This is a genomic window from Enhygromyxa salina, from assembly GCF_002994635.1.
GTDB classification, from domain to species: Bacteria; Myxococcota_A; Polyangia; order Nannocystales; family Nannocystaceae; genus Plesiocystis; species Plesiocystis salina_B.
Genome location: NZ_PVNL01000015.1, coordinates 61595 through 81208, shown reverse-complemented (window position 1 = coordinate 81208; position 19614 = coordinate 61595). Strand labels below are relative to the sequence as shown.

Sequence of the window (19614 nt, the reverse complement as noted above, 5' to 3'; positions counted from 1 at the left end):
GGCCTCAACCTCGACCGTAACCACTCGCGAGCAAGGGTGTCCAGGGTTTGAACGAACGCCGCCCTCAGATTGACAAAGGTTGTACGTCGGGCCAGGCTGGCCGCGAGATGCACAGCTCGGAGCAGATCGAGATGGCCCTCAAGCGGGCCCTCCGGCACTGCGAGTCCCCTGCGACGCCTCCGGGCCTGCGCGCTGCGATCCGACACGCAGTGTTTCCCGGCGGTGCGCGCCTGCGTCCCCACCTGTGTCTGAGTGTCGCGGCGGCCTGCGGCGCCGACACCCAGCTCGACGCCCAAGCTGACGTGGCGGCGGCGATCGAGCTGATGCACTGCGGGTCGCTGGTCCATGACGATCTGCCCTGCTTCGACGACGCCGCGGTCCGGCGCGGGCGGCCCTCGGTCCACTCCGCGTTTGGCGAGGAGCTCGCGGTCCTGACTGGCGACGCGCTGATCGTGCTCGCCTTCGAGGTCATCGCCGGCGCCCGCCTGTCGCCAGTGCTGGTGCCGCGCCTGGTTCGCTGCATCGCGCGTGGTGTCGGGGCGGGTGGTGGCCTGGTCGCGGGTCAAGCGTGGGAGTCCGAGCAGAGCGTTGGCCTGCGGACCTATCACAAAGCCAAGACCGGCGCGCTGTTTGAAGCGGGCGCTCGGGCTGGGGCCTTGGTGTCCGGCGCAGGCGCGAGCCTCACCGAGTCGTGGGGCAAGTTCGGCGCTCGGCTCGGCGAGGCCTACCAGGTCGCCGATGACCTGCGCGACACCCTCGACGACGAGACCAGCCTCGGCAAGCCGGTCGGCCAGGACATGGCCCACGATCGGCCCAACGCGTGTCTCACCCTTGGCATCGACGGCGCGCTCGAGCGCTTGCGGGCCCTGCTCGATCAAGCGATCGAGTCCATGCCCAGCTGCGCTCGACCCGAGCAAGTGATCGACTGGGTCGAGGGCTTTGGCGCCCGCTTGTACCCGCGAGCGGTGCGGGTCCATGGGCCCAGCGCAAACGGCAAGCCGATCGCCGATCTGCGTGCGTGACGCTGGGCGTCGGCCGTGCATGTGAGCGAGCGATCGAGCTCAGCCCAAATTTGAGAGGCGATCGATGCTTGACATCACCGATGCCATCCAACAGAATCCCGGCTCCAACAAGACCTGAGGGGCGGTAGTTAAGTCGGTTATAACGTCGGCCTGTCACGCCGAAGGTCGCGGGTTCGAGTCCCGTCCGCCCCGCCAAAGAAAGCCTTGAATGGTCCGCCATTCAAGGCTTTCTTCTTTTGCGCTGCAGCTACTGAGCCGGGTACGCACAGCCCGCGATGCAGGTCGTGTTGTGACGCTGGGCCGCCGACTCGAGCTCTGCCGGATCAAAGTCGTCGGTGAGCATGGCGGACTCCGTGTCCCAGTCCGTGCGCATGTAATAGCGGGCGGTCAGGCCCAGGGTGTCAAAGTCGAACCGATCCGCGACCGCGCGCGCGTTGCTGCGGATCTCGTAGGCGCCGACCCGCTCGGGTGAGGCCGAGGCCACGAAGGTGGTCTGGTTGCCGCTCTCCGACACGAACGAGTAGCGGTGCGGGAACACGGCCGCGAGCGTCTGCCGATCATGCGGGTACATCCGCGTGAGGTTGTGAAGGTTGGCCACCACGACGCCGGTCGGCGTCAGCTTGGCGAGGCACGCCGCGTAGGCCTCGCGGGTCTTGAGGTGGTAGGGCACGAACACCCCGCGGAACGCGTCGAGCATGATCTGGTCCCAGGGCTGCTTGGCGTTCTCGATGAACAGCCGACCGTCGCCGACGTGGGTCCGGTAGCGCGGGTGCTTGGGCACGTCGAAGTACTGGTGCGCGAGCCGGACGACCTCGGGATCGATGTCGACCGCGTCGATCTCGAGCTCGGGGAACCGCTCGAACAGGTAGTTGGAGATCTGCCCGCCACCGAGGCCCATCATCATGAACCGCTTGGGCGCGGGCTGGACCAAGAACCCGGCCATCATCGTGCGCGAGTAGTCGAGGTCGAGGCTGTTGGGGTGGTCCATGTCCTTGCGGGACTCGATGTAGCGGGTCCCGTCGACCACGAAGTACATGGTCCGGATCGAGCCGCGCTCGGTCACCATGATCGTGTTGTATTCGCTGGTCGCTTGCTCGAGCAGCTTCTCTTCGGCCGCCTCGACCTTGCGGGGCCAGCCCATCAGCGGGCTCAGCAGCGCCGCGGACAGCCCACCGCGCAGCCACGCGCGGCGGGTGAGCGGTCGGTCTCGATCTTCGAGTGGCTGACGGTCACGCGACATCGGCCCAAGCATAGTGCGCTTGCCAAAAACTTGCGCCCAGCGGCAGAAACGGGCTGGATGCTCGCGTGCGACCCACTGCACTCATCGGCATGCTGGCGCTGGGCTTGGCGCTGGGCTCGATCGTGCTCGGACACTTGATCCTGGTACCGGCGCTGCAGGGCGACACCTCGCTCGTCGACGCAAACCTCGCACGCGCGCTGGCCCAGCCGCTGAGCTTGCGCACCGCCGAGCTCGCGCTCGCGGCCTGCGTGGTGCTGACCGCCGTCGCCAAACACTGGCTTCGGCACAACGCGGCGGCGAGCTTGGCTTTGCTCGCCGCTGGCATCGCCGGCGTCGATCGGCTCGGCATCCTGCCCCGCGCGCACGAGGCCTGGAGCCGGGTGGACCTCGTCGCGATGCGCCCGCAGGTGCGGATCGACGCGGCCGAGCAGCTGTGGATGATCCACGAGGCCACGCTCGCGGCCCTGGCCGTGGTGCTGCTCGCTCTGGCCGCGTTCGCCAGCACCGCGAAGCCGAAGTCTCGCTCCGAGTGAGCGGCCGGCTCTACTTCTTGAACAAGCCGAGCAGCCCGCCGAAGCTGCCCTTTTTCTTGTCGTCTTTCTTGCCCGCAGGCGCGCCCGTGGACGACGACCGCTCGCGGATCCGCAGCGCCCGGAGCTGACGCTCGGCGTCGATGTTGCGCGGGTCGAGCCGGATCGCGTCGCCGAAGCTGTGCTTGGCGTTGGTGTTCTCGTCGATCCCGAGCTGGATCAGGCCCGTGAAGTAGTGAGCTCGCGCGCAGGCGGGCGCTTGCTCGATGACCTTGGCCAGCTGCGTGATCGTCGACACGGCGCGCTTGCGGTCGTCACCCGCGGTGCTGGCCCGAAACGTGGAGTAGTGCAGGGCCGCCTCGATGTCGCTGTCTTGGGGGCTGAGCGTGTGGGCCTTCTCGAACAGCGCGGCCGCGCGGGTCCACTGCTTGGCGCTCAACAGCTTGTCGGCGTCGCGAGCGATCATCTCGGCCTCGAACGCGTTGCGGACCACCGCGGAGGTGTCTTCGCCAGCCTTGAGCGGCCCGCCCATCTCGAGCGCCTCACGCAATTTTTCGCGCTCCTCCTGCTTGGAGAGCACGCCGTAGGCCTCGGACAGGGCGGCGAACACCTGCTCGACCCGCGAGCGCAGCGACGCCCGACCGGTGCTCTCGAGCGCGTCGGGGTGGTAGGTCTTGCTGAGCTCGGACCACACGGCGCGGATCTGCTTGCGATCGGCGTCGAGCTCGAGGTCGAACATCGCGAACGCGTTGGCCTCGGCGGCGACCCGAGCCTCGAGCTCGACGAGCGTGCGCTCGAACGCCTCGTCGTCGTCACGCTTGGCTCGCTTGGGCTCTGCGGCGGCGGGCGGCGGCGGCTTGGACGCTGACTTTGGTGGCGGCGGCTTGGCGGTGGACTTGGTGGGTGGCGGCTCGGGAGGTTTTGGGACGGCGGCGGGTGTGGGGCCCGAAGCGGCCGCGGTCGCGCCCTTGGCGATCGACTGCAGCGCGTCGTCGCCGACCCGGAGCATCTGCGCGACCCACAGCGTGTACGCGACCCGCAGGGCCCGGCCGCGATCGATGCCGGGGATCATCAGGCTGCGCATCGTGGTCCCGCGGGCCAGCGCACCCAAGATTTGCGGATCGTCGGCGGCGTTGAACCCGAACTGGCGCTGGTAGCGGGCCAGCGCGGGCGTCGCGACCATGTCGCCCGACAGCGCCGTGCCCATCTCGGCCTGGATCCGGCTGTTGTCGTAGTGGGCTTCGACGCCAGCGAGCAGCAGCGCGAGCGCGTTGACCTGCCCGAGCTCGTCGTCGTTGCCCTTGTCGTGCTCGACCGCCGTGACAGTGACCTGCTCGCCGATCACCTCGCGGGCGAACACACGGACGAGCTTGCGGGTGCACTGCTCGCGCAGCGCGTTGGTGCGGGTTGTCTCATCGATCAGCTGCAGATCCACGAGCACCTGGCCGAGCAGCCTTCCACCCGAAGCCCCGCCCGAAGCCCCGCTGGAAGCCAGCTCCGCGAGACCCCGCTCGAGCCCGTGCATGTCGATCGCCCCGTCGCTGACCAACATCTCGCCGAGCAGATCATCGGGGCTGTGCCAGTCGCAGAACACCGGCATGCCGCCCCGCACCCAGATCGTTCGCTCACCCGCGGGGTCGAGCTGGGTCAGCGACACCGTGCCCGTGAACCGCTGACGCAACAGCCCGAACAGCAGCCGAGGGAACGACACAGCTCCGGCGCCGGAACCCAAGCTGTAGGTGCGCGAGCCACCTGTCGAGCTGGTCATGCCGGGCGAGATTAGCACGGTCGATTGCCGCAAACCGGTCTGGCGAGATCCGCCGCGTCCCTGTTACCGTCGCGTACCCACCATGCGCAAGCACCAAGGAAGCCGGCCCTCGTGAGCATCAGCTTCGCCGTCGGCCACGACCGCGTCCGCTTCGCCGGCTTGACCCATGTCGGCCGGGTCCGCTCGCACAATGAAGACAACCTGCTGATCCCCGACGAGGTCCCGATCGCGGTCGTGTCGGACGGGATGGGTGGCCACGCCTGCGGCGAGGTCGCGAGTCAGATCACCGTCAGCGTGATCGGCAACTTCTACAAGCGGGCCAGCGCCGAGAGCCCGCGGACCTGGCCGTTTCGCCTGCCCTCGGTCGAGGTCGAGAAGAACCGCATGATCACCGCGATCAAGCTGGCCAACTCGGAGATCTTCGACACCGCCGCCGCCGAGACCGAGAAGAAGGGCATGGGGTGCACCGTCGAGGCGATGTACTTCGCCCAGGGTCGGTTCTACATCGGTCACGTCGGCGACAGCCGGGTCTACCGGATCCGCGACGGCGCGATCCAGCTGATGACCGAGGATCACTCGCTGCTCAACGACTGGCGCCGCATGAAAGAGATGAGCGGCGAGGAGATCCGCAACTTCCCCCACCGCAACGTGGTCGTGCGCGCGCTCGGGCTCGGCGACCACGTCGCCGTCGACGTCTACGTCGAGGAGTACAAGATCGGCGACATCTACCTGATGTGCTCGGACGGGCTCAACGACATGCTCGAGGACGCGGAGATCCTCGAGCACGTCGAGTCCAAGAAGAAGCGGCTCGACGGGGCTTGCCAGGCGCTGATCGACGCCGCCAACGAGGCCGGGGGCAAGGACAACGTGACGGTCCTGCTCGCCCACGTGCTCGAGGCCTGAACCCGGCCGCTCGCACCCTCGTTTGGGCTCGTTTGGGCTTTTTTGCGCGGCGCCGCTGTGCTAAGACCCCCGCCACGCGCTCGTAGCTCAGCTGGATAGAGCACCAGGCTTCGAACCTGGGTGTCGGAGGTTCGAATCCTTCCGGGCGCGCTCACGATCTTCAGCTCGGGCCAGGCTCTGGCCCGAGCGGCGGATCACCCCAACCTGCGGCTTGACCTGCGAAACGCGCGGCTACATGCCACCCATGCCACCGGACGCTGGCTGAGCTGCCGGAGCTGCGCCGCCGCCCATGCCACCTGAAGCTGGCTGAGCTGCCGGAGCCGCGCCGCCGCCCATGCCACCTGAAGCTGGCTGCGCCGCCGGAGCCGTGCCGTCCAGCTTGCCGCCTGCGGGCGGGGCACCTGCTGCCGGAGCCGCGGCGCCGTCGAGCTTGTTCGACGGCGCCCCCGCGCCGCCGGCCTTGGCGGGCTCGGTCGGGTTGGCCTTCTCCAATTCGGCGATGTACTTGTCCATCCGGGAGTTCAGCGCGCCGAGCTTCTTGATCTTCTCTTCGTCGGTGCCCGCGGCCATGGCGTCCGTGTGCTCCTTGTCAAACTCGGCGATCTTCTTGTCGAACTCGGCCTTGTTCGCGGGCTGCTTGGTGGTCAACACCGAGATCTTGTCTTTGTTGGCCTTGAACCGACTCTCGGCCCCTTCGACGGTGGGCGTGCCACAGGCAGCCACGGCGAGGGTCAAGGAGCCAGCGAGGAGGAGGGCGGTGAACGGTGCGGGGAGCTTCATGATCGGTCTCGTCGGTCGGAGTGGGAGTCAGTTGTTGTCGGCGCCGCCGTAGGCCTCGGCCTCGAGCATGTCCGCGGCCCGGGCCACGAAGAACATCGCCTTGCGAAAGCTGTGGTCGTCGCTCCCGAGCAGGCGCAGCGAGTGCTTGACGATCACGTTGTCGTCTTTGATCGCCGTGCAGCCATACGACAGCTTGAGCGAGAAGCGCATCACCGCCGCGAGGTCGCGGGCGACCGAGATGTGGCCGGCGACCGACCACACGTAGGCGATCGGGTCGCCCTCGGGGTCGTTGCCCTGCGCGAGCGTCACGACCTGCGTGCGGCCGCTCTGCAGCCCGACCTCGACCCGGATCTCGCCGTTGGCATCCTGGCGCAGCGGCCATCGGTTTTGAGTCGCGACGCGGTTGATCGTGTCCAGCAGGTTCATGGTGCGTGTCCTGCGAAAATTTAGTCGAGCCTGCGCGGCCCGGTCAAGCGCTGATCCCGGCTCCGCGCGGGTCAGGAAGCCTGGACTCGCGACCAGCTCGCGCGCTGGCGGGACTTGTAGATCGCCCGGCCTTCCTGGCCGAAGCGAAACTCGTAGGTCACGAACAGCTGGCCCTTGAGCTCGCGCAGCTCCTCGACCTTCAGCTCGCAGCGCAGCGGCGGACCGATCCGCCCGAGCCCGCGAAACCGCGCGTCCAAGATGTTGGTCCCAAACCCAACCCAGCCGTCGGTCATGCGCAGGTTCAAGACGGTCACCGCGTGGATGTTGCCGAGCGTCCCGGTGATCTGAACCATGATCGCACCGGGCACGTGCTTGGGCTGCCCCGGCCACGACCGCTGGGCCACGACCAGCGGGTGCGAAGCCAGCTCGCTGGTGTCGCAGATCCCGACCATGTGGCGCTCGCCAGTCTCGACGATGTCGTGCACGAACCACTGATCCGGCGTGTACAGGCTCTCGCTGGTGAACAGCTCGGGGATCGCCACGGGCGCGACTGTACCCAAGCGCCGGGCGCTGTCCACGTGCGTGGATTCTGCTATTGACTGCGGCCCAGTGCGAAGCGTCCGCCAACACGTCAACCCGCTCGGGGCCCAGTATCTGGTCGCCCGAGCCGCGCGGATTGAGGTGCCCGCGGACGCCGAGCGGGTCGAGGTCGAGCTCGGCTGCGCCGACGGAAAATTCTCGTTCGAGCTGGCCGCGCTCCGACCTCGCGACTTCGTGGTCGGGCTCGAGATCCGCGAGGCCCTCGTCGAGCGCAACCGCGAGTGGGCCCGACGCGGCGGCCAGGCCAACCTCGCGTTTGGCTACGTCAACATCAACGTCGACCTCGATCGGGTGTTCGCGCCGGCCTCGGTCGATCGCTTCCACGTGTTGTTCCCCGATCCATGGTTCAAGGCCCGCCACCGCAAGCGCCGGGTCGTGGATCCCGAGATGCTCGAGGTCGTCGCGTCCCAGCTGCGACCCGGCGGCGAGCTCCACGTCGCCAGCGACGTGTTCGAACTCGCGCTCGCCGCCATGGCCGAGCTCGAGGGCCCCGAAGCCGACGCGCTCGGGTTCCGCAACCTCGCTGGCGAGTGGGCCTTTACTCGGCAAAACCCGTGCGAGGCGACCAGCCGCCGCGAGGACACGACCCTCGCCCGCGGCCAGCGGGTCTGGCGGATGCGCTACGGAGTGCGGCCAAGGTGATCCGCAGCCACGCCGACTGGCTCGCGGCCGAGCCCTTCACCCTGGTGTTGAGCGCCGGGTTCTTTGGCTTCTACGCCCACGTCGGCCTGGTCTGCGCGCTGGAGCAGGTCGGCCTTCGGCCCCGCCGCGTGGTCGGGAGCTCGGCGGGGGCGATCTGTGGCGGGCTGTGGGCCAGCGGGATCCCGGGCCGAGATCTCGTCGAGCTGCTGACGGATCTTCAGCGTAGCGACTTTTGGGATCCGAGCTGGCAGGACCTGCGCAGCCCGACCGCGGATCGAGATCCGGGTACGCGACTGGGTCTGCTGCGAGGCCGCAAGCTCGACGGGCTGCTGGCCAACGCGCTCGCCAACGCGGGCCAAGGGGTCGAGCGCATCGAGCAGTGCGAGATCCCGTTCGCCGCGATCACCCACGAGCTTCGCAGCCGCCGGACCCACGTGCTCGAGCGTGGGCAGCTGCGCCCGGCGATCCGAGCCAGCGCCGCGCTCCCGATCATGTTCGGACCCGTGCGCATCGACGGCCGGCTCCACGCCGACGGTGGGATCAGCGATCGCCCCGGCTTCTCGGCGCTCGGCCCCGACGAACGGGCCCTGTATCACCACCTCCCTCACCGGGCTGTCTTCAGCTCGGGCCAGGACCGCCTCGTGGCCTGGCTCGGCGGTGGGAAGCGCGACGACGCGGCCGAGCGACGCCACACGCCAAGTCGCAAGGTGATCGCGATCGACGACCTACCCCGCGTGCACCCGGGCGCGCTGGATCGCGGCCTCGAGGCGATGACCCACGCCCAGGCCGTGACCCTGCGCTGGCTCGACCAACCCGACGCGAATTAAAAATTCACGCCGGCTGGGACTCGGTCACAGCGGGCCGTCGCCGCCCTTGAGGACGATCGGCTTGGTCTTCTTCTCTTCCTTCTTCTTCTTGCCGCTGTCGTTTCCGCCTGAGCCGCTGTTGCTGCTGGGGTTGGCGTTCGGCGAGATCGTGGCGTCGCCACCCTTGACCGCGTTGGGCTCCTCGGTGTCGTCGGGGATCTCCGCGGCCTTGATGACCTCACCCGGCTCGCTGGGCCCGGCCGGCGCCTTGGCCTTCTGGGCTTGCATGTTCTGCCACACGAAGTAACCGCCGACACCACCCGCGCCGAGCAACACCACGAGCAGGAACACCCACTTGCTGCCCCCGCCCTGCGGCTTGAGATCGTCGTCGTAGCTGCCTGGGGCCGGGGCCGAGACCGCCGGGCTGCTGAAGGGATTGTCGGCGGGCGCGCTCGGTGGCGGCGCGCTGGCCGGGGTCGAGAACGCTGCCCCACCCCCGTCGTCGCCGATCATCGCCGAGATGTGCGGGGCTGAGAGCTCGTCGTCGCCTTGCGTGGGCGTGGGCGAGCTCTCGGCGTCGGTCGCCGCGTCCTCGTCGTCGTCGTCGTCTTCAGCGACGGCCTCGAGCTGGGCGTAGAGCGCCTTGATCTCGCTGCTGAGCTGCTCGATCGCTTCGTTGTGCTGTCGAAGCACGAAGGGTTCATTGACGGTCTCGATCGCCGCCTCATGCGTCGCGCGCTCTTGCTCGAGTTCATCGAGCCGGGCCAGCGAAGCTTCGATCCATTCGGGGGAACCAACTTCCATCGTAGGCGAGTCTCCTTGCTCAGCGCCGCTCGTGGGTCGAGTCGGGGCGGCGAAATGATACACACCCGAGAGTGGCGCCAACATAGCGGATCTGCGCTAGTTTTCGCGCCACTCGCGAGCGCTTCCTTCGCAAACCGCGAGCAGCGCAAAATCCCCGGACATGCTTGCCCGGGTCGCTGGTGCGCAGCGAAACTGGACGACTCGGCTACTCGTTGGGCTTGTCAGCGGGCGCGGGCTCGGCCGGCGGCTCGGTCGGTGCGGCCTCGCTCGGGGCCTCGGTCCCGGTCGGTGCGGCCTCGATCGGCTTGACGATCGCGGGCGCGGCTGGCTTCTCGGCGTCCTGACAGCACAAGACCCCGCCGTTGCGATCAGACGTGACCGCGCCGCAACCTTGGGCCTTGCCGACGGAGATTCGGGTCTGCTGAGGCCAGACCGCGTCGCGACACTCACCCGTCCGGCAGTTCTGCCCGCAGCACACTGGTTCGGCGCCGTAGCCATCCTTGAGACACGGGTAGCGCGTCGTCGGGCCGGGCGCAGGGGCACACTCTTTCTTCTTCTTGACGTGGCTGATGCCCGCGACGAACTTGCCCGGGCCCGCGCCCTCGCTGCACTGCTTGTCGTCGATCCGATCGCTGAGGTCGTGATAGTCGCCATCGCGGGCGCACACGTGCCAGCCCTCGGCGCAGACGTCGGCCGGCGAGGCGCACACGTCGAGGTCGTCGCCACACGCCTTGCGCGTGGGTCCCTTGCGCAGGGTCAAGCTCCCGTCCCAGACCCCGAGGCAGCCGGCGATCGTCGGGAATTTTTTGATGTCGGCGAAGCCCTCGCGCTGACCGTCGGCGCAGCCGACCAGCTTGGGGTCGCCGCCGCGCTCGCTCTCTTGAAACTTGATGTCCGTCAGACTCGTCGGAGCGTTGTCGTCGACCTTGACCTCCTTGCCGACCTTCTTGGCCGTGTTGGTGGCCGGTGGTGGACCGCAGGCGATGAGCGCGGTGGAGCTGAGCAGGCCACACAACGCGAGAACGGCGCGTAGTTTCATCGCCGCACTGTAGCCGGTTATGACCCCCACAGACACCTCGGCACCCGCTCTCTGGGAGCGGGCGCTCGGTGCAGGTCGCTGCGGGCCGGCGTGCAGGGGGCGCGCGAGCTACTCGGGCTCGTCGTGCTCGTCGGGCTCGTCGGGCTCGTCGTACTCGGCGAGGGCGGCCTCGATCTTGGAGGCCGGGTTGATCAGCTTCGCGACGCCGATCGAGATGAAGTAGAGCACGACCATGGGGCCGGCCATGAGCACCTGACTGACGGGCTCGGGCGGGGTCAGGATCCCGGCGACGATGAACATCACCAGGACGGCGATCTTCCAGAACCGCATCAAGGTCTTCTCGGTCACGACCCCGGCCTTGGCCAGGAACGCGACGAGCAACGGGAACTCGAAGACCAGGCCAAACGCGAGCAGGACCCGGGTGGTGCCCTTGAAGTAGTTGTGGAGCTCGAGCTGGATCGACTCGCCGCGATCGTGCGAGTAGTCGATCATCCACTCGTACACGAACGGCAGCACGACCTCGAACGCGAACGCGGCCCCGATCAGGAACATGATCATCGAGGTGATCACGAACGGAACCGCGAACCGCTTCTCCTTGGCGAACAGCCCCGGCGCGATGAACAGCCACAGCTGCAAGAACAGGTAGGGGGCCGTGAGGAAGATCCCTGCGGTCACGGCCACGCGCACGTCGACCATCAGCGGGTCCTGGATCGCCAGCGCCTGCAGCTCGGCGATGCCCTCCATGCCGGCCGACTTCCACGCGTCGTCGAGCGGGATGCGGAGGAACTGGGAGATGTGCGGGGCGAAGTAGAAGCTCGCGAAGAACCCCAGCCCGATCGCCGCGACCATGCGGATCAGCCGCGAGCGCAGCTCGCCCACGTGGTCGAGGAAGGACATCGGCTTGTCGCCCTCGGGGCCCTCGGCCAAGCCGTCGTGGCCGTTGTTGTCCTTGTCTTCGCCCGCCATGGAGAATCGGATCTGGGTCAGGCGACGCCTTCGCGGGCCTCGTCCCTCTCACTCGGGTTGTCACTCTCGCTGTCGCTCAGCTTGCTGTCGGTCGCGCTGGTGGGCGGAGTGTAGGGCGGCGGACGGCGGGCGGCGAGCGATCCACCGCTGACGTGGCGGGGATCCGCGCCAGCGACAGGGCCGCCGGCGTCAGCGCCCTCCGGTTCAGGCTCCTCGTCTCCGTCGGGCTCGCTGACCGCGATCCGAACGGGGCTCGCGGAGCTGGCTGCGCCGAGCTCGGGCGCCGGGCCTGAGTCGGTGCTCGCGGCACCTTCCGCCGCGGCCCCATCTTTGGCCCCATCTTTGGCCCCATCTTTAGCCTGTTGCTCGCGCTCGGTCTGAAGTCGGCGCGCCGTCGCCATCCGCAGGTCCATCTGGGCCTTGGCGAGCTGCTGCCGGGCCTTGCGCTCGGCGTCGCGGACCTCCCAGCGGGCGTCGTTGTAGGCGCCCTTGATCTCGTCGATCGGGGAGCGCAGGTCCTCGTCCTCGAGCAGCGTGCTACGGAAATCCTCGGCGGTCTTGCGGACCTGTCCGTAGATCCGGGCAACAGAACGCGCGAGCTTGGGCAGCTCCGTCGGCGGGAACAACATCACCGCGAGCGCGATGATGAGGCCGATCTCCATCATGCCGAGACCGAACATCGGCGAACCATAGCAGGGGCTGCGAGCGCTGTCGTCTGGAGGGGCTGTGGCTCAACGCGTGCGAGAACGCTTGTAGCGCCGCCCGATCCCGGCCAATCTCCACGCTCACAGGGCTCGACGCGACCGGGCTCGGCCTGCCTGGACACCCCTCCAGCACGGGGGCAAGCTGCGCCTCATGTCCGCGCGCTCCACTCCATGGCGTCGTTCTCTGGCGCTGTGCTTGGCGCTGTTGCCACCCGTGCTGGTGCCGGCCGGCTGCCTGACGGTGCCCGGCGATCTCGACGACCCCGACGGCGCGCCAGCGGCCCCGTCGTCCGTGCAGGAGCTGCTCGACCGCCACATCGTCGCCAGCGGCGGCGACGAGGCCCTGCGTGCCGTGGCCCAGCGCACCGTCGAGGCCCGGGTCGTGTTCAAGGCCCAAGAAGGCTGTGAAGAGGGCGACCCCGACTGTGTCTGGGAGGAGACAGACGGGCAATTCGTGCTCTACACCACCGCCGACGGGCGCATGTACCGGCGCATGGTCGTCGGTGACAACGTGCTCGAGCGCGGGTTCGACGGGGGCACCGGCTGGCAGATGCAGGCCCAGCCCCAGATGCTCGTGATCGAGGATCCCGCGGCCACGCCCGTGCTCCGCGAAGACGCCCTACTGCACTGGTACCTCGACGTCGACAAGCGGGAAGATCTCGCGCTCGAGCTGCTGCCGACCCGCAAGAGCCCCGACGGGCTCGAGCTCGACGGGATCATGTGGTTCGCCGCCTCGCCGATCATGCCACAGAGCGAAAAGTGGTTCGATCGCGCGACCGGCCTGCTCTACGAGGAGATCGAGCGCGACACCGAGACCAGCGACGTCGTGCGGCGGGTCTACGGGGACTATCGCGAGGTCGACGGCGTGCAGGTTCCGTGGCTGATCCAACAGATCACGGAGGTCGAGGGCTACCCCGATCACGTCGTCGAGCTGCGCCTGCAGGTCGTTCATCACCGGCCGGTCCGCGAGGAGCTGTTCGCCGTGCCCGAGCTGGCCCCGTCGGAGCCCGAGCCCGATCAGCTGCTCGCCGCGCTCGACAAGGCCAAGCTCGACGCCGAAGACGACAAGGACAACGCGCTCGCCCAGGTCGTGCATGCCCGGCTCGCGTTCGCGGCCGTGCACCTCGACGAAGCCAAGGCCGCGGCCAAGCGCGCGCTGGCGCTCGACAAGAACGAGCTGGAGGCGGTCTACATCCTCGCCCGCGTCGCCCTGCTCGACGGCGATCTCAAAGAGGCCGAGAAGCTGATGCGTCAGGCGATCAGCAAGGGCCTGCGCGAGGACGAGGCGGCCCGCCAGCTCGCGTGGATCCACATGCGCGGCGGTGACTGGGCCAAGGCCGCCAAGGATCTGGCGGAGGCCGGCAGCCCTGATCTCGCGGCCCGCTACGCGGCCTTCTCCGGCAAGCCGCTGGTCGCCAAGATGGGCGGCAACGGCTGCTCCACCACGGTCCCAATCGAGGTCGAGGGCGGCGCGGTCGTCGTCGAAGTCCACGCCGACGGAGACTCGCTGCGGCTGTTGCTCGACACCGGCGCCTCGGATCTGATCATCTCTGACTCGCGGGCCCGGGCCCTGGTGATCGGCACCGACGCCCAGGCCCCGCTCGTCGCGGGTGGCCCGCCGCTCAAGCAGGGCCAGCTCGACGGCCTCACGATCGGCGAGCTGTCCGTCAGCAACGTCCCGATCACCATGTTCCCCGACGCCCAGATCAGCGCGGTGGTCGGCATGGAGGGCGTCGACGGGGTGCTGGGGATCCGCCCGTTCGCGACCCGGCAGATCAGCGTCGATCGCGAAGCCAAGCTGCTGGAGATCGTCGAGCCCGGCAGCCGCTGCAAGAAGCAGCGCGAGGCCAACCGGACCGGCATCTCCGTCCCGTTTTGGGTCCACGAGACCCACTACCTCTATGTCTTGGGCCAGATGAACGGCGCCGAGGGCATGTACCTGCTCAACACGGGCATGCGGGGCGCAGACCTGACCGCCAACGAGGGCGCGTACGCCTACGCGGGGATCGGCGCGCCGCCGGTCCGTGGCGGCGCGCCCACCCTCGCTCGCGTCGAGCGGTTCTCGCTCGGCGAGTTCACCCGCGAAGACCTCGGCGCGGCCTGGGGCTTCCTCCAGCAGAACGCGACGAGCGACGGGTTTCGACTCGACGGGATGCTCGGGCTCGAGGCGCTCGGGCGCGGACGCTGGACCCTCGACTACGAGAAGCAGCGGCTCTACCTCAACCCTGGCAAGGCCAAGGCCCCCGCCAAGCCCCCGGCGGCCGCCGAGACCTCGGCTCCCGCCAAGCCCGCCGCCAATCCCAAGGGCCAGTGACGCCTGCATGCGCTACCCGGTGCTGATCTTCGATCTCGATGACACGCTGATCGAGAGCTTCCCCGAGTACGTCCGTCTGCATCAGCGGATCGCCACCGAGCTCGGCTGGCAGATCCCCAGCGCCGAGCAGCTCGTGCACTACGGCCCGACCTGGGAGGACACGCTCGCGCGGCTGTGGCCGGGGGTCGGGCTCGATCCCTTCATGAACCTCTATGAACAGCTCGCCGACGACCACAGCTACCCGGCGATCAACGGGGTCCCGGACGCGCTGACGCAGCTGCGCGAGCGCGGTCACAGCCTGTGGATCGTGACCAAGCGATCGCGCCGACGGCTGCGCCAGCGCATGGACCAGGCCGGGCTGCCCAGCGAGTGGTTCGCGGGGATCTTCGCCTATGAAGATCAGCCGGTGTCGAAGCCCGACCCGCGCTGCTTCGAACCTGTCTGGCAGGCGCTCGGCGGCTCGAGGTCGAGCATGGCCGAGCGCGCGATCTATGTCGGCGATCGCGAAGACGACCAGCTGGCCGCGAGCGCGGCTGGGGTCGGATTCGTCGGCGTGCGCACGGGCCCCGAGCGGCACGCCAGCTCCAGCTTCCTCGATCGGCTGACCCGTGAGCAGGTGCTCGACAGCGCCGCTGAGCTCCCGGCCTGGCTGGAGGACCTGGAGGACCTGGAGGAACTGGAGGACCATCGGTGATCCAGCCAGCGACGCTCGCGGTCACGGCCAAGCTCGCGTGGGTCGAGCTCGACGGCGTGCCGCAGCTGGTCGAGCACCCGCGGATCCGCTTCGATCGCGTGTCCGGGCAGGTCCTCGCGATCTCGCGGCAAGATCCCGCTGGCGCGGACCAACCGGCGGGCGAGCTGCTCCACGACCTCGGTCACGCGCTGGTGCTCCCGGGCATGATCAACGCCCACAGCCACGCGTTTCAGCGGGCGATTCGGGGCGCCACCCACACCCTCGGTCCACACAGCCCGTCGAGCTTCTGGACCTGGCGGACCGCGATGTACGAGGTCGCGAACACCCTCGACCCCGCGGGCGTCTACGAGCACACGCGGGCGTGCTTCGCCGAGATGCTCGGGCGCGGGATCACCTGCGTCGGCGAGTTTCACTATCTTCACCACGCCCCAGACGGCGCGCCCTATGCCGACCCCAACGAGCTCTCGCATCAGGTCATCCGGGCGGCCGCCGATGTGGGCCTGCGCCTGTGCCTGCTCGAGGTCTACTACTCGCGGTCAGGCCCCCAGGCCGCCGGTCCGCTGCCCGAGCAGCGCCGGTTCTGCGACGGCTCGACCGACGCGTACCTGGCTCGCGTCGACGCCCTGCGCACGCTGGCCTCACCGATGCTGAGCATCGGCGTCGCCCCCCACAGCGTCCGGGCCGTGCGCGCCGACGAGCTCGCGCGGCTCGCCGCCCACGCCCACGCCCACGGCCTGCCGATCCACGCCCACGTGTCCGAGCAGCTGCTCGAGAACCAACAGTGCCAGGCCGAGCATGGCCGCACCCCGCTGCAGGTGTTCGCGGACGCCGGCTGTCTCGCAGGCCCCCACGCGTTCACGGCGGTTCACGCGATCCACGTGTCCAGCGACGACCTCGAGCTCCTGCGTGATCAGCAGGTCTGCGCGTGTCCAACCACCGAGGCCGACCTCGGTGACGGGATCATCCCGGCGACGTCGTGGCACGAGCACCGGGCCACGCTCTCGCTCGGCAGCGACAGCAACGCGGTCATCGACCTGATCCAAGAGGCGCGACTGCTCGAGATGCACGAGCGGCTGCGCCTCCAAGCCCGGCTGTGTCTGCGCGATGATCAGGGCCGGGTCGCCCCGCTGCTGCTCGCGGCCGCGAGCACTGGCGGCGCGCGGGCGCTCGGCCGCCCCGAGCTCGGTCGCCTGGCCGTGGGCTCGCCGTTCGACGCGGTGGCGATCGACCTCGACCACCCGACGCTGCGCGGCGTGGACGATCACCTGGCGCTCGACGCCCTGCTGCTCGCGGGCACGGCCGAGCCGATCTCGCAGGTGTGGGTGGCCGGCAGGCGTAGGCGCTAGATGGCGCGCCGCGGGCCCTGCTCGGCTGTGGCGGGCCTCGTCTTGCTCGTGGCGCCCGCGTGCCGGACCACGCCGCACGACTGCGACGACGCGACCAACGAGCGCTGTCTGTGGAACCAGGGGCTCCGCCAGCCGACCGCCACGGACAAGGAGACCGGGCTCGACGAGCTCTCGACCGAGGCGCTCGCGACCCTCGGCACCGACGCCAAGCTCAACGACGCGCTGACCCAGATGGTCGACGTGATGGGAGCGGGCCTCGAGTGGTCCCTGGTCGACGCGCGGGCCCGCGCACTGTGTGCGGGTGACGTCGAGGCCGAACCCGGATCTGACGGCGAGGTCAGCGGGGACACCAGCGAGGCCTGGCACTGCGACACCGCGCTGCTGATCGACACCCAGGGCCTGGTGCTCGAGGCCACCACCGCCGTGCTCTCGCTGAGCACCACCTCCCTCGATGAGACGAGGAGCGCGGACCTGCTCGAGCTCGCGCGAGCCCGGTTCGACCCGTGGTGCGTCGGCGAGTTCGAGGAGCTCGAGGGCACCAACCACCTGCTGTTCTATCGCTGCGCGCTGCCCGAGGGCCCGTTCTTGGTCGTCGCCAGGTTCCCGCGCGATCTCGACGCGGGCGCGTGGCAGGTCTCGATCGCCATACTCGACGCCGGCTGAGCCGTCACCTGGCTGGCCCCGACCTCACCCGCGCCCCGCACCCGTTACCCTCACGAGGGCCCCGCGCGAGGGCATGTGACCCGGCGGGATCATGCTCTACACTCCGTCGCCCATGCTCGACGACACTCGCATGCCCAACAGTCACGGCGGGCTCGTTTTCCCGCTCGACATGTTCCGCCCGACGATGCTCGCGGCCGCGCTCGCGGAGGGCTTGATCGCCCACGCCCGCAACATCCTCGACGCCAAGCTCGAGCTGGTCCGCCACCCCGAGGTCCAGCTGGTGCTCGCGCGGATCACCGGGTCGGTGATCGGCGACGATCCTGCCGCATTTTGGCGCGAGAACGTCGAGCTCGGGGTGATCGCCTCGCAGGTGTTGCCGCGCCAGGCGTTCTTGTACTGGGTCGCCGGGGAGCCCAACCCGCGCCAGGGTTTCGTGGTCACCCAGCGCGGTCAGGTGCTCGGGGCTCAGGACGCGACCCCGGATCAGCTCCCGCCCGAGGCGACCGCCGCCGACTGGCCGGTGGCCCAGCTGCTCAAGCAGCTTCAGATCGAGCCCGACGAGCTCGCCAGTGGCTTCGCCGGCGGCCCTCGCGTCGAGCTCTCGCTGATCGAGCCCGAGGGTGACGATCGGGCGCTGCTGATGACGCTGGTCGGGCAGCCGCCCGAGGACGGTGAGGCGGGCGACGACGGTGAGCTGGGCGACGACGCAGACCCGGGTGCACCTGCACCGAGTGCCCAGCCAGGCGCGACCCCGCCCGCCGCCAAGCGCGTCAGCGTCGAGGACGACAAGAAGCGGCGCGCGGCCGAGCATCAAGCCGAGCTCGACGCCCGCCAGGCCAAGGCCGACTCGATCCGCGCGGATCTCCCCTACGTCATCGACGAGCTCGGCATCGTCGTCGCGCCCAAGGGCGCGGAGCTGGCCGACACCGACATCCTCCGGGCCTACCTGATCCCCAGCGTAGAGGGTGAGCTGCCGGCCGGCATCGATCGCGAACTTCGTCCGCAGCTGCAGGGCAAGCGCGTGGATTTTGCGGTTGGCGTCGAATTCCTCAGTGAGATGTTCGCGATCGACGGTCCGCTGACCAAGGCGGTGTTCGAGCAGCAGAGTCAGCCACGCACGATCGGCGGCGCCGAAGTCCGGGTGCTCGAGGTGCTCGGGCCTCGGCTCGGTCGCGGCAGCTTCGTCCGACGCGGAGCCGCCGGCGTGTTTGTCTCGCGCTCGCCCGAGCTCGCCCTGCCCGACGCGTTGATCCTCGAGCTGCTCGGCGACGCCTGAATTCCACGCGGGCCCCTCGCACGATCCCACGACTCGCCGCGCGCTCGTTCGCGCGGCGTTTGTGTACGCGCAAAGTTCGAGAGGCGGATCGACCGACCTGCATGTCGTGCCTGCGACATCGGTGTCTTGCCGCATCGTGTTCGCGGCCCAATCGCGCCAAAGGGTTGCCGGAAAAAGCGCACACTCGCGTTGCGCATCGCAACACTATTGAAATCGCGACTGTACGTAGTTGTGCACGGGATTGAGACTCACTCGGGCCTGAATGCCGTGCGCGTCCAGCATTGGAGCCACGTTGGGGGCATGGAGCCACAGTCTCGCGGCAGGATCGGGGGATATTTGGGTCTCAGGACAGAAACAGCTGTGACCGGGCCCACCCGTCCTGGCCCGATCGCACACAAAAGCAAGATATTTAATAACGATATCAATGAGTTGAGAAATTGCGTCAGGTCCCCTGGCCAGGTTCAGGGCCTGAGCTAGCCTGAATTCAGTTCGAAGACGGAGCTGATCGAACTCGGTACGAAACTTGAAGATTTGCTCCGGTAGGTCGTCGAAGCGCAACAGGGGCCCGGGGAGCGAGCCCGGCGCAAAGCAAACAGAAAAGGATATACGCACATGTACTTGCGAAGGAACAAAGTCCGCTGTGGCGATTCTCGCCGAACCTACCTCTCGATCGCCCACAACGTCTGGTGGTCCGGTGAAGGCAACAAGAAGGCTCAGAGTCGCCCGATCGTGATCGCGTCGTTTGGTGTAGAGGATAACGTGGATGTGGAGCTGGCTCGCGATGTTGTCGTCGCCGTCGAGAGCAGCGCCCCGCGGTTTCCGTTTCGCCGCGGCGAAGGCAAGGCCGCGACGGTTCGCATCGCCCAAGAGGTCCGCAAGATCGAGCCGTTCCTCAAAGTGCTGGTGAGCCGCAAGCTGGGCCTGGCCGAGCACCTGCCCCCGCACCCGCAGCGCGGGGAGATCCTCGAGGCGCTGATTCGCGACAAGCTCGCCGAGCCCGAGCCCTCGAACCTTCGCGAGGACGAGATCATGGACTCGATCCGCAGCCGCCTCGGCGGCTGAGGCTTCTTTCAGCTCGGGCGAGGCTTCTC

At 68.7% G+C, this 19614-nt stretch carries 20 protein-coding genes and 2 tRNA genes; 13 read left to right on the top strand and 9 right to left on the bottom strand.

Annotation, left to right across the window (positions count from 1 at the left end; translation table 11 throughout):
• Window positions 1–107: 107 nt before the first annotated feature.
• On the top strand, window positions 108–1022 hold the full coding sequence (locus ENSA7_RS03435) for a polyprenyl synthetase family protein (RefSeq protein WP_106087752.1): 915 nt from the start codon (window positions 108–110) through the stop codon (window positions 1020–1022).
• Between the two features lie 118 nt (window positions 1023–1140).
• Window positions 1141–1217: transfer RNA gene (locus ENSA7_RS03430), tRNA-Asp, on the top strand.
• A gap of 52 nt (window positions 1218–1269) precedes the next feature.
• On the opposite strand, the gene ENSA7_RS03425 is transcribed toward ENSA7_RS03430, so the two are convergent.
• Window positions 1270–2262, bottom strand: a complete 993-nt coding sequence (locus tag ENSA7_RS03425) for a spermidine synthase (RefSeq protein ID WP_106087751.1) — start codon at window positions 2260–2262, stop codon at window positions 1270–1272.
• Between the two features lie 65 nt (window positions 2263–2327).
• Between ENSA7_RS03425 and ENSA7_RS03420 the strand changes: the two genes are divergently transcribed.
• Window positions 2328–2795, top strand: a complete 468-nt coding sequence (locus tag ENSA7_RS03420) for a hypothetical protein (RefSeq protein WP_146157282.1) — start codon at window positions 2328–2330, stop codon at window positions 2793–2795.
• Between the two features lie 10 nt (window positions 2796–2805).
• On the opposite strand, the gene ENSA7_RS03415 is transcribed toward ENSA7_RS03420, so the two are convergent.
• Window positions 2806–4560 carry a J domain-containing protein gene (locus ENSA7_RS03415; RefSeq protein ID WP_106087749.1) on the bottom strand — a complete coding sequence of 585 codons (1755 nt, stop codon included), beginning with the start codon at window positions 4558–4560 and terminating at the stop codon, window positions 2806–2808.
• A gap of 111 nt (window positions 4561–4671) precedes the next feature.
• Between ENSA7_RS03415 and ENSA7_RS03410 the strand changes: the two genes are divergently transcribed.
• Together ENSA7_RS03410 and ENSA7_RS03405 are read left to right on the top strand one after the other, a co-directional pair.
• Window positions 4672–5463 carry a Stp1/IreP family PP2C-type Ser/Thr phosphatase gene (locus tag ENSA7_RS03410; RefSeq protein ID WP_106087748.1) on the top strand — a complete coding sequence of 264 codons (792 nt, stop codon included), beginning with the start codon at window positions 4672–4674 and terminating at the stop codon, window positions 5461–5463.
• A 76-nt stretch (window positions 5464–5539) separates the two neighbouring features.
• A tRNA-Arg gene (locus tag ENSA7_RS03405) sits at window positions 5540–5613 on the top strand.
• Window positions 5614–5694: 81 nt separating this feature from the next.
• Here the strand turns inward: ENSA7_RS03405 and ENSA7_RS03400 are convergent.
• The 3 genes from ENSA7_RS03400 to ENSA7_RS03390 all read right to left on the bottom strand — a co-directional run bounded on the left by ENSA7_RS03400 (window position 5695) and on the right by ENSA7_RS03390 (window position 7211).
• Window positions 5695–6243, bottom strand: coding sequence for a hypothetical protein (locus ENSA7_RS03400; protein ID WP_106087747.1), 549 nt, complete (start codon window positions 6241–6243; stop codon window positions 5695–5697).
• 27 nt (window positions 6244–6270) lie between these two features.
• On the bottom strand, window positions 6271–6669 hold the full coding sequence (locus ENSA7_RS03395; protein ID WP_106087746.1) for a hypothetical protein: 399 nt from the start codon (window positions 6667–6669) through the stop codon (window positions 6271–6273).
• 71 nt (window positions 6670–6740) lie between these two features.
• On the bottom strand, window positions 6741–7211 hold the full coding sequence (locus ENSA7_RS03390; RefSeq protein ID WP_106087745.1) for a hypothetical protein: 471 nt from the start codon (window positions 7209–7211) through the stop codon (window positions 6741–6743).
• Between the two features lie 67 nt (window positions 7212–7278).
• Here ENSA7_RS03390 and trmB point away from each other — a divergent pair, with 67 nt between their 5' ends.
• The gene (gene trmB, locus ENSA7_RS03385) at window positions 7279–7911 is read left to right on the top strand and encodes a tRNA (guanine(46)-N(7))-methyltransferase TrmB (RefSeq protein WP_181233052.1); all 633 of its coding nucleotides are present in this window, start codon (window positions 7279–7281) and stop codon (window positions 7909–7911) included.
• Complete coding sequence (locus tag ENSA7_RS03380) at window positions 7908–8738, top strand: patatin-like phospholipase family protein (protein WP_244923697.1); 831 nt, start codon at window positions 7908–7910, stop codon at window positions 8736–8738. Before trmB ends, ENSA7_RS03380 begins: the two co-directional genes overlap by 4 nt.
• 24 nt (window positions 8739–8762) lie before the next feature.
• Here ENSA7_RS03380 and ENSA7_RS03375 read toward each other — a convergent pair whose 3' ends face one another.
• From ENSA7_RS03375 to ENSA7_RS03360, 4 genes are all read right to left on the bottom strand, one after another.
• Window positions 8763–9521 carry a hypothetical protein gene (locus ENSA7_RS03375; RefSeq protein WP_106087743.1) on the bottom strand — a complete coding sequence of 253 codons (759 nt, stop codon included), beginning with the start codon at window positions 9519–9521 and terminating at the stop codon, window positions 8763–8765.
• A gap of 205 nt (window positions 9522–9726) precedes the next feature.
• Entirely contained in the window at window positions 9727–10560 is an 834-nt protein-coding gene (locus ENSA7_RS03370; RefSeq protein WP_146157281.1) for a hypothetical protein, read from the bottom strand.
• 108 nt (window positions 10561–10668) lie between these two features.
• Window positions 10669–11526: a twin-arginine translocase subunit TatC gene (tatC, locus tag ENSA7_RS03365; RefSeq protein ID WP_106087741.1), complete on the bottom strand. Its 858-nt coding sequence runs from the start codon at window positions 11524–11526 to the stop codon at window positions 10669–10671.
• 17 nt (window positions 11527–11543) lie between these two features.
• Window positions 11544–12206 carry a twin-arginine translocase TatA/TatE family subunit gene (locus ENSA7_RS03360; RefSeq protein WP_106087740.1) on the bottom strand — a complete coding sequence of 221 codons (663 nt, stop codon included), beginning with the start codon at window positions 12204–12206 and terminating at the stop codon, window positions 11544–11546.
• Window positions 12207–12381: 175 nt separating this feature from the next.
• Between ENSA7_RS03360 and ENSA7_RS03355 the strand changes: the two genes are divergently transcribed.
• The 6 genes from ENSA7_RS03355 to ENSA7_RS03330 all read left to right on the top strand — a co-directional run bounded on the left by ENSA7_RS03355 (window position 12382) and on the right by ENSA7_RS03330 (window position 19585).
• Complete coding sequence (locus ENSA7_RS03355; protein WP_106087739.1) at window positions 12382–14544, top strand: aspartyl protease family protein; 2163 nt, start codon at window positions 12382–12384, stop codon at window positions 14542–14544.
• Between the two features lie 7 nt (window positions 14545–14551).
• A complete protein-coding gene (locus tag ENSA7_RS03350) occupies window positions 14552–15238 on the top strand; it encodes an HAD family hydrolase (protein ID WP_106087738.1) in 687 nt (228 codons plus the stop codon).
• Window positions 15235–16584 (top strand): formimidoylglutamate deiminase, encoded by a 1350-nt coding sequence (locus ENSA7_RS03345; protein ID WP_181233050.1) that lies wholly within the window; start codon window positions 15235–15237, stop codon window positions 16582–16584. Before ENSA7_RS03350 ends, ENSA7_RS03345 begins: the two co-directional genes overlap by 4 nt.
• A 27-nt stretch (window positions 16585–16611) precedes the next feature.
• Entirely contained in the window at window positions 16612–17247 is a 636-nt protein-coding gene (locus tag ENSA7_RS03340; RefSeq protein WP_146157280.1) for a hypothetical protein, read from the top strand.
• Window positions 17248–17359: 112 nt separating this feature from the next.
• The gene (locus ENSA7_RS03335) at window positions 17360–18523 is read left to right on the top strand and encodes a hypothetical protein (RefSeq protein WP_146157279.1); all 1164 of its coding nucleotides are present in this window, start codon (window positions 17360–17362) and stop codon (window positions 18521–18523) included.
• Window positions 18524–19135: 612 nt separating this feature from the next.
• Window positions 19136–19585: a hypothetical protein gene (locus ENSA7_RS03330; protein WP_146157278.1), complete on the top strand. Its 450-nt coding sequence runs from the start codon at window positions 19136–19138 to the stop codon at window positions 19583–19585.
• Window positions 19586–19614 lie beyond the last annotated feature (29 nt).

What these genes read in the sequence shown, in the direction of transcription:
- ENSA7_RS03425 (WP_106087751.1), bottom strand. Translation starts at nt 2,262, where the DNA reads ATGTCGCGTGACCGTCAGCCACTCGAAGATCGAGACCGACCGCTCACC.
- ENSA7_RS03395 (WP_106087746.1), bottom strand. Translation starts at nt 6,669, where the DNA reads ATGAACCTGCTGGACACGATCAACCGCGTCGCGACTCAAAACCGATGG.
- ENSA7_RS03435 (WP_106087752.1), top strand. Translation starts at nt 108, where the DNA reads ATGCACAGCTCGGAGCAGATCGAGATGGCCCTCAAGCGGGCCCTCCGG.
- tatC (WP_106087741.1), bottom strand. Translation starts at nt 11,526, where the DNA reads ATGGCGGGCGAAGACAAGGACAACAACGGCCACGACGGCTTGGCCGAG.
- ENSA7_RS03370 (WP_146157281.1), bottom strand. Translation starts at nt 10,560, where the DNA reads ATGAAACTACGCGCCGTTCTCGCGTTGTGTGGCCTGCTCAGCTCCACC.
- ENSA7_RS03415 (WP_106087749.1), bottom strand. Translation starts at nt 4,560, where the DNA reads ATGACCAGCTCGACAGGTGGCTCGCGCACCTACAGCTTGGGTTCCGGC.
- ENSA7_RS03350 (WP_106087738.1), top strand. Translation starts at nt 14,552, where the DNA reads ATGCGCTACCCGGTGCTGATCTTCGATCTCGATGACACGCTGATCGAG.
- ENSA7_RS03330 (WP_146157278.1), top strand. Translation starts at nt 19,136, where the DNA reads ATGTACTTGCGAAGGAACAAAGTCCGCTGTGGCGATTCTCGCCGAACC.
- ENSA7_RS03400 (WP_106087747.1), bottom strand. Translation starts at nt 6,243, where the DNA reads ATGAAGCTCCCCGCACCGTTCACCGCCCTCCTCCTCGCTGGCTCCTTG.
- ENSA7_RS03375 (WP_106087743.1), bottom strand. Translation starts at nt 9,521, where the DNA reads ATGGAAGTTGGTTCCCCCGAATGGATCGAAGCTTCGCTGGCCCGGCTC.
- ENSA7_RS03335 (WP_146157279.1), top strand. Translation starts at nt 17,360, where the DNA reads ATGCTCGACGACACTCGCATGCCCAACAGTCACGGCGGGCTCGTTTTC.
- ENSA7_RS03355 (WP_106087739.1), top strand. Translation starts at nt 12,382, where the DNA reads ATGTCCGCGCGCTCCACTCCATGGCGTCGTTCTCTGGCGCTGTGCTTG.
- ENSA7_RS03360 (WP_106087740.1), bottom strand. Translation starts at nt 12,206, where the DNA reads ATGTTCGGTCTCGGCATGATGGAGATCGGCCTCATCATCGCGCTCGCG.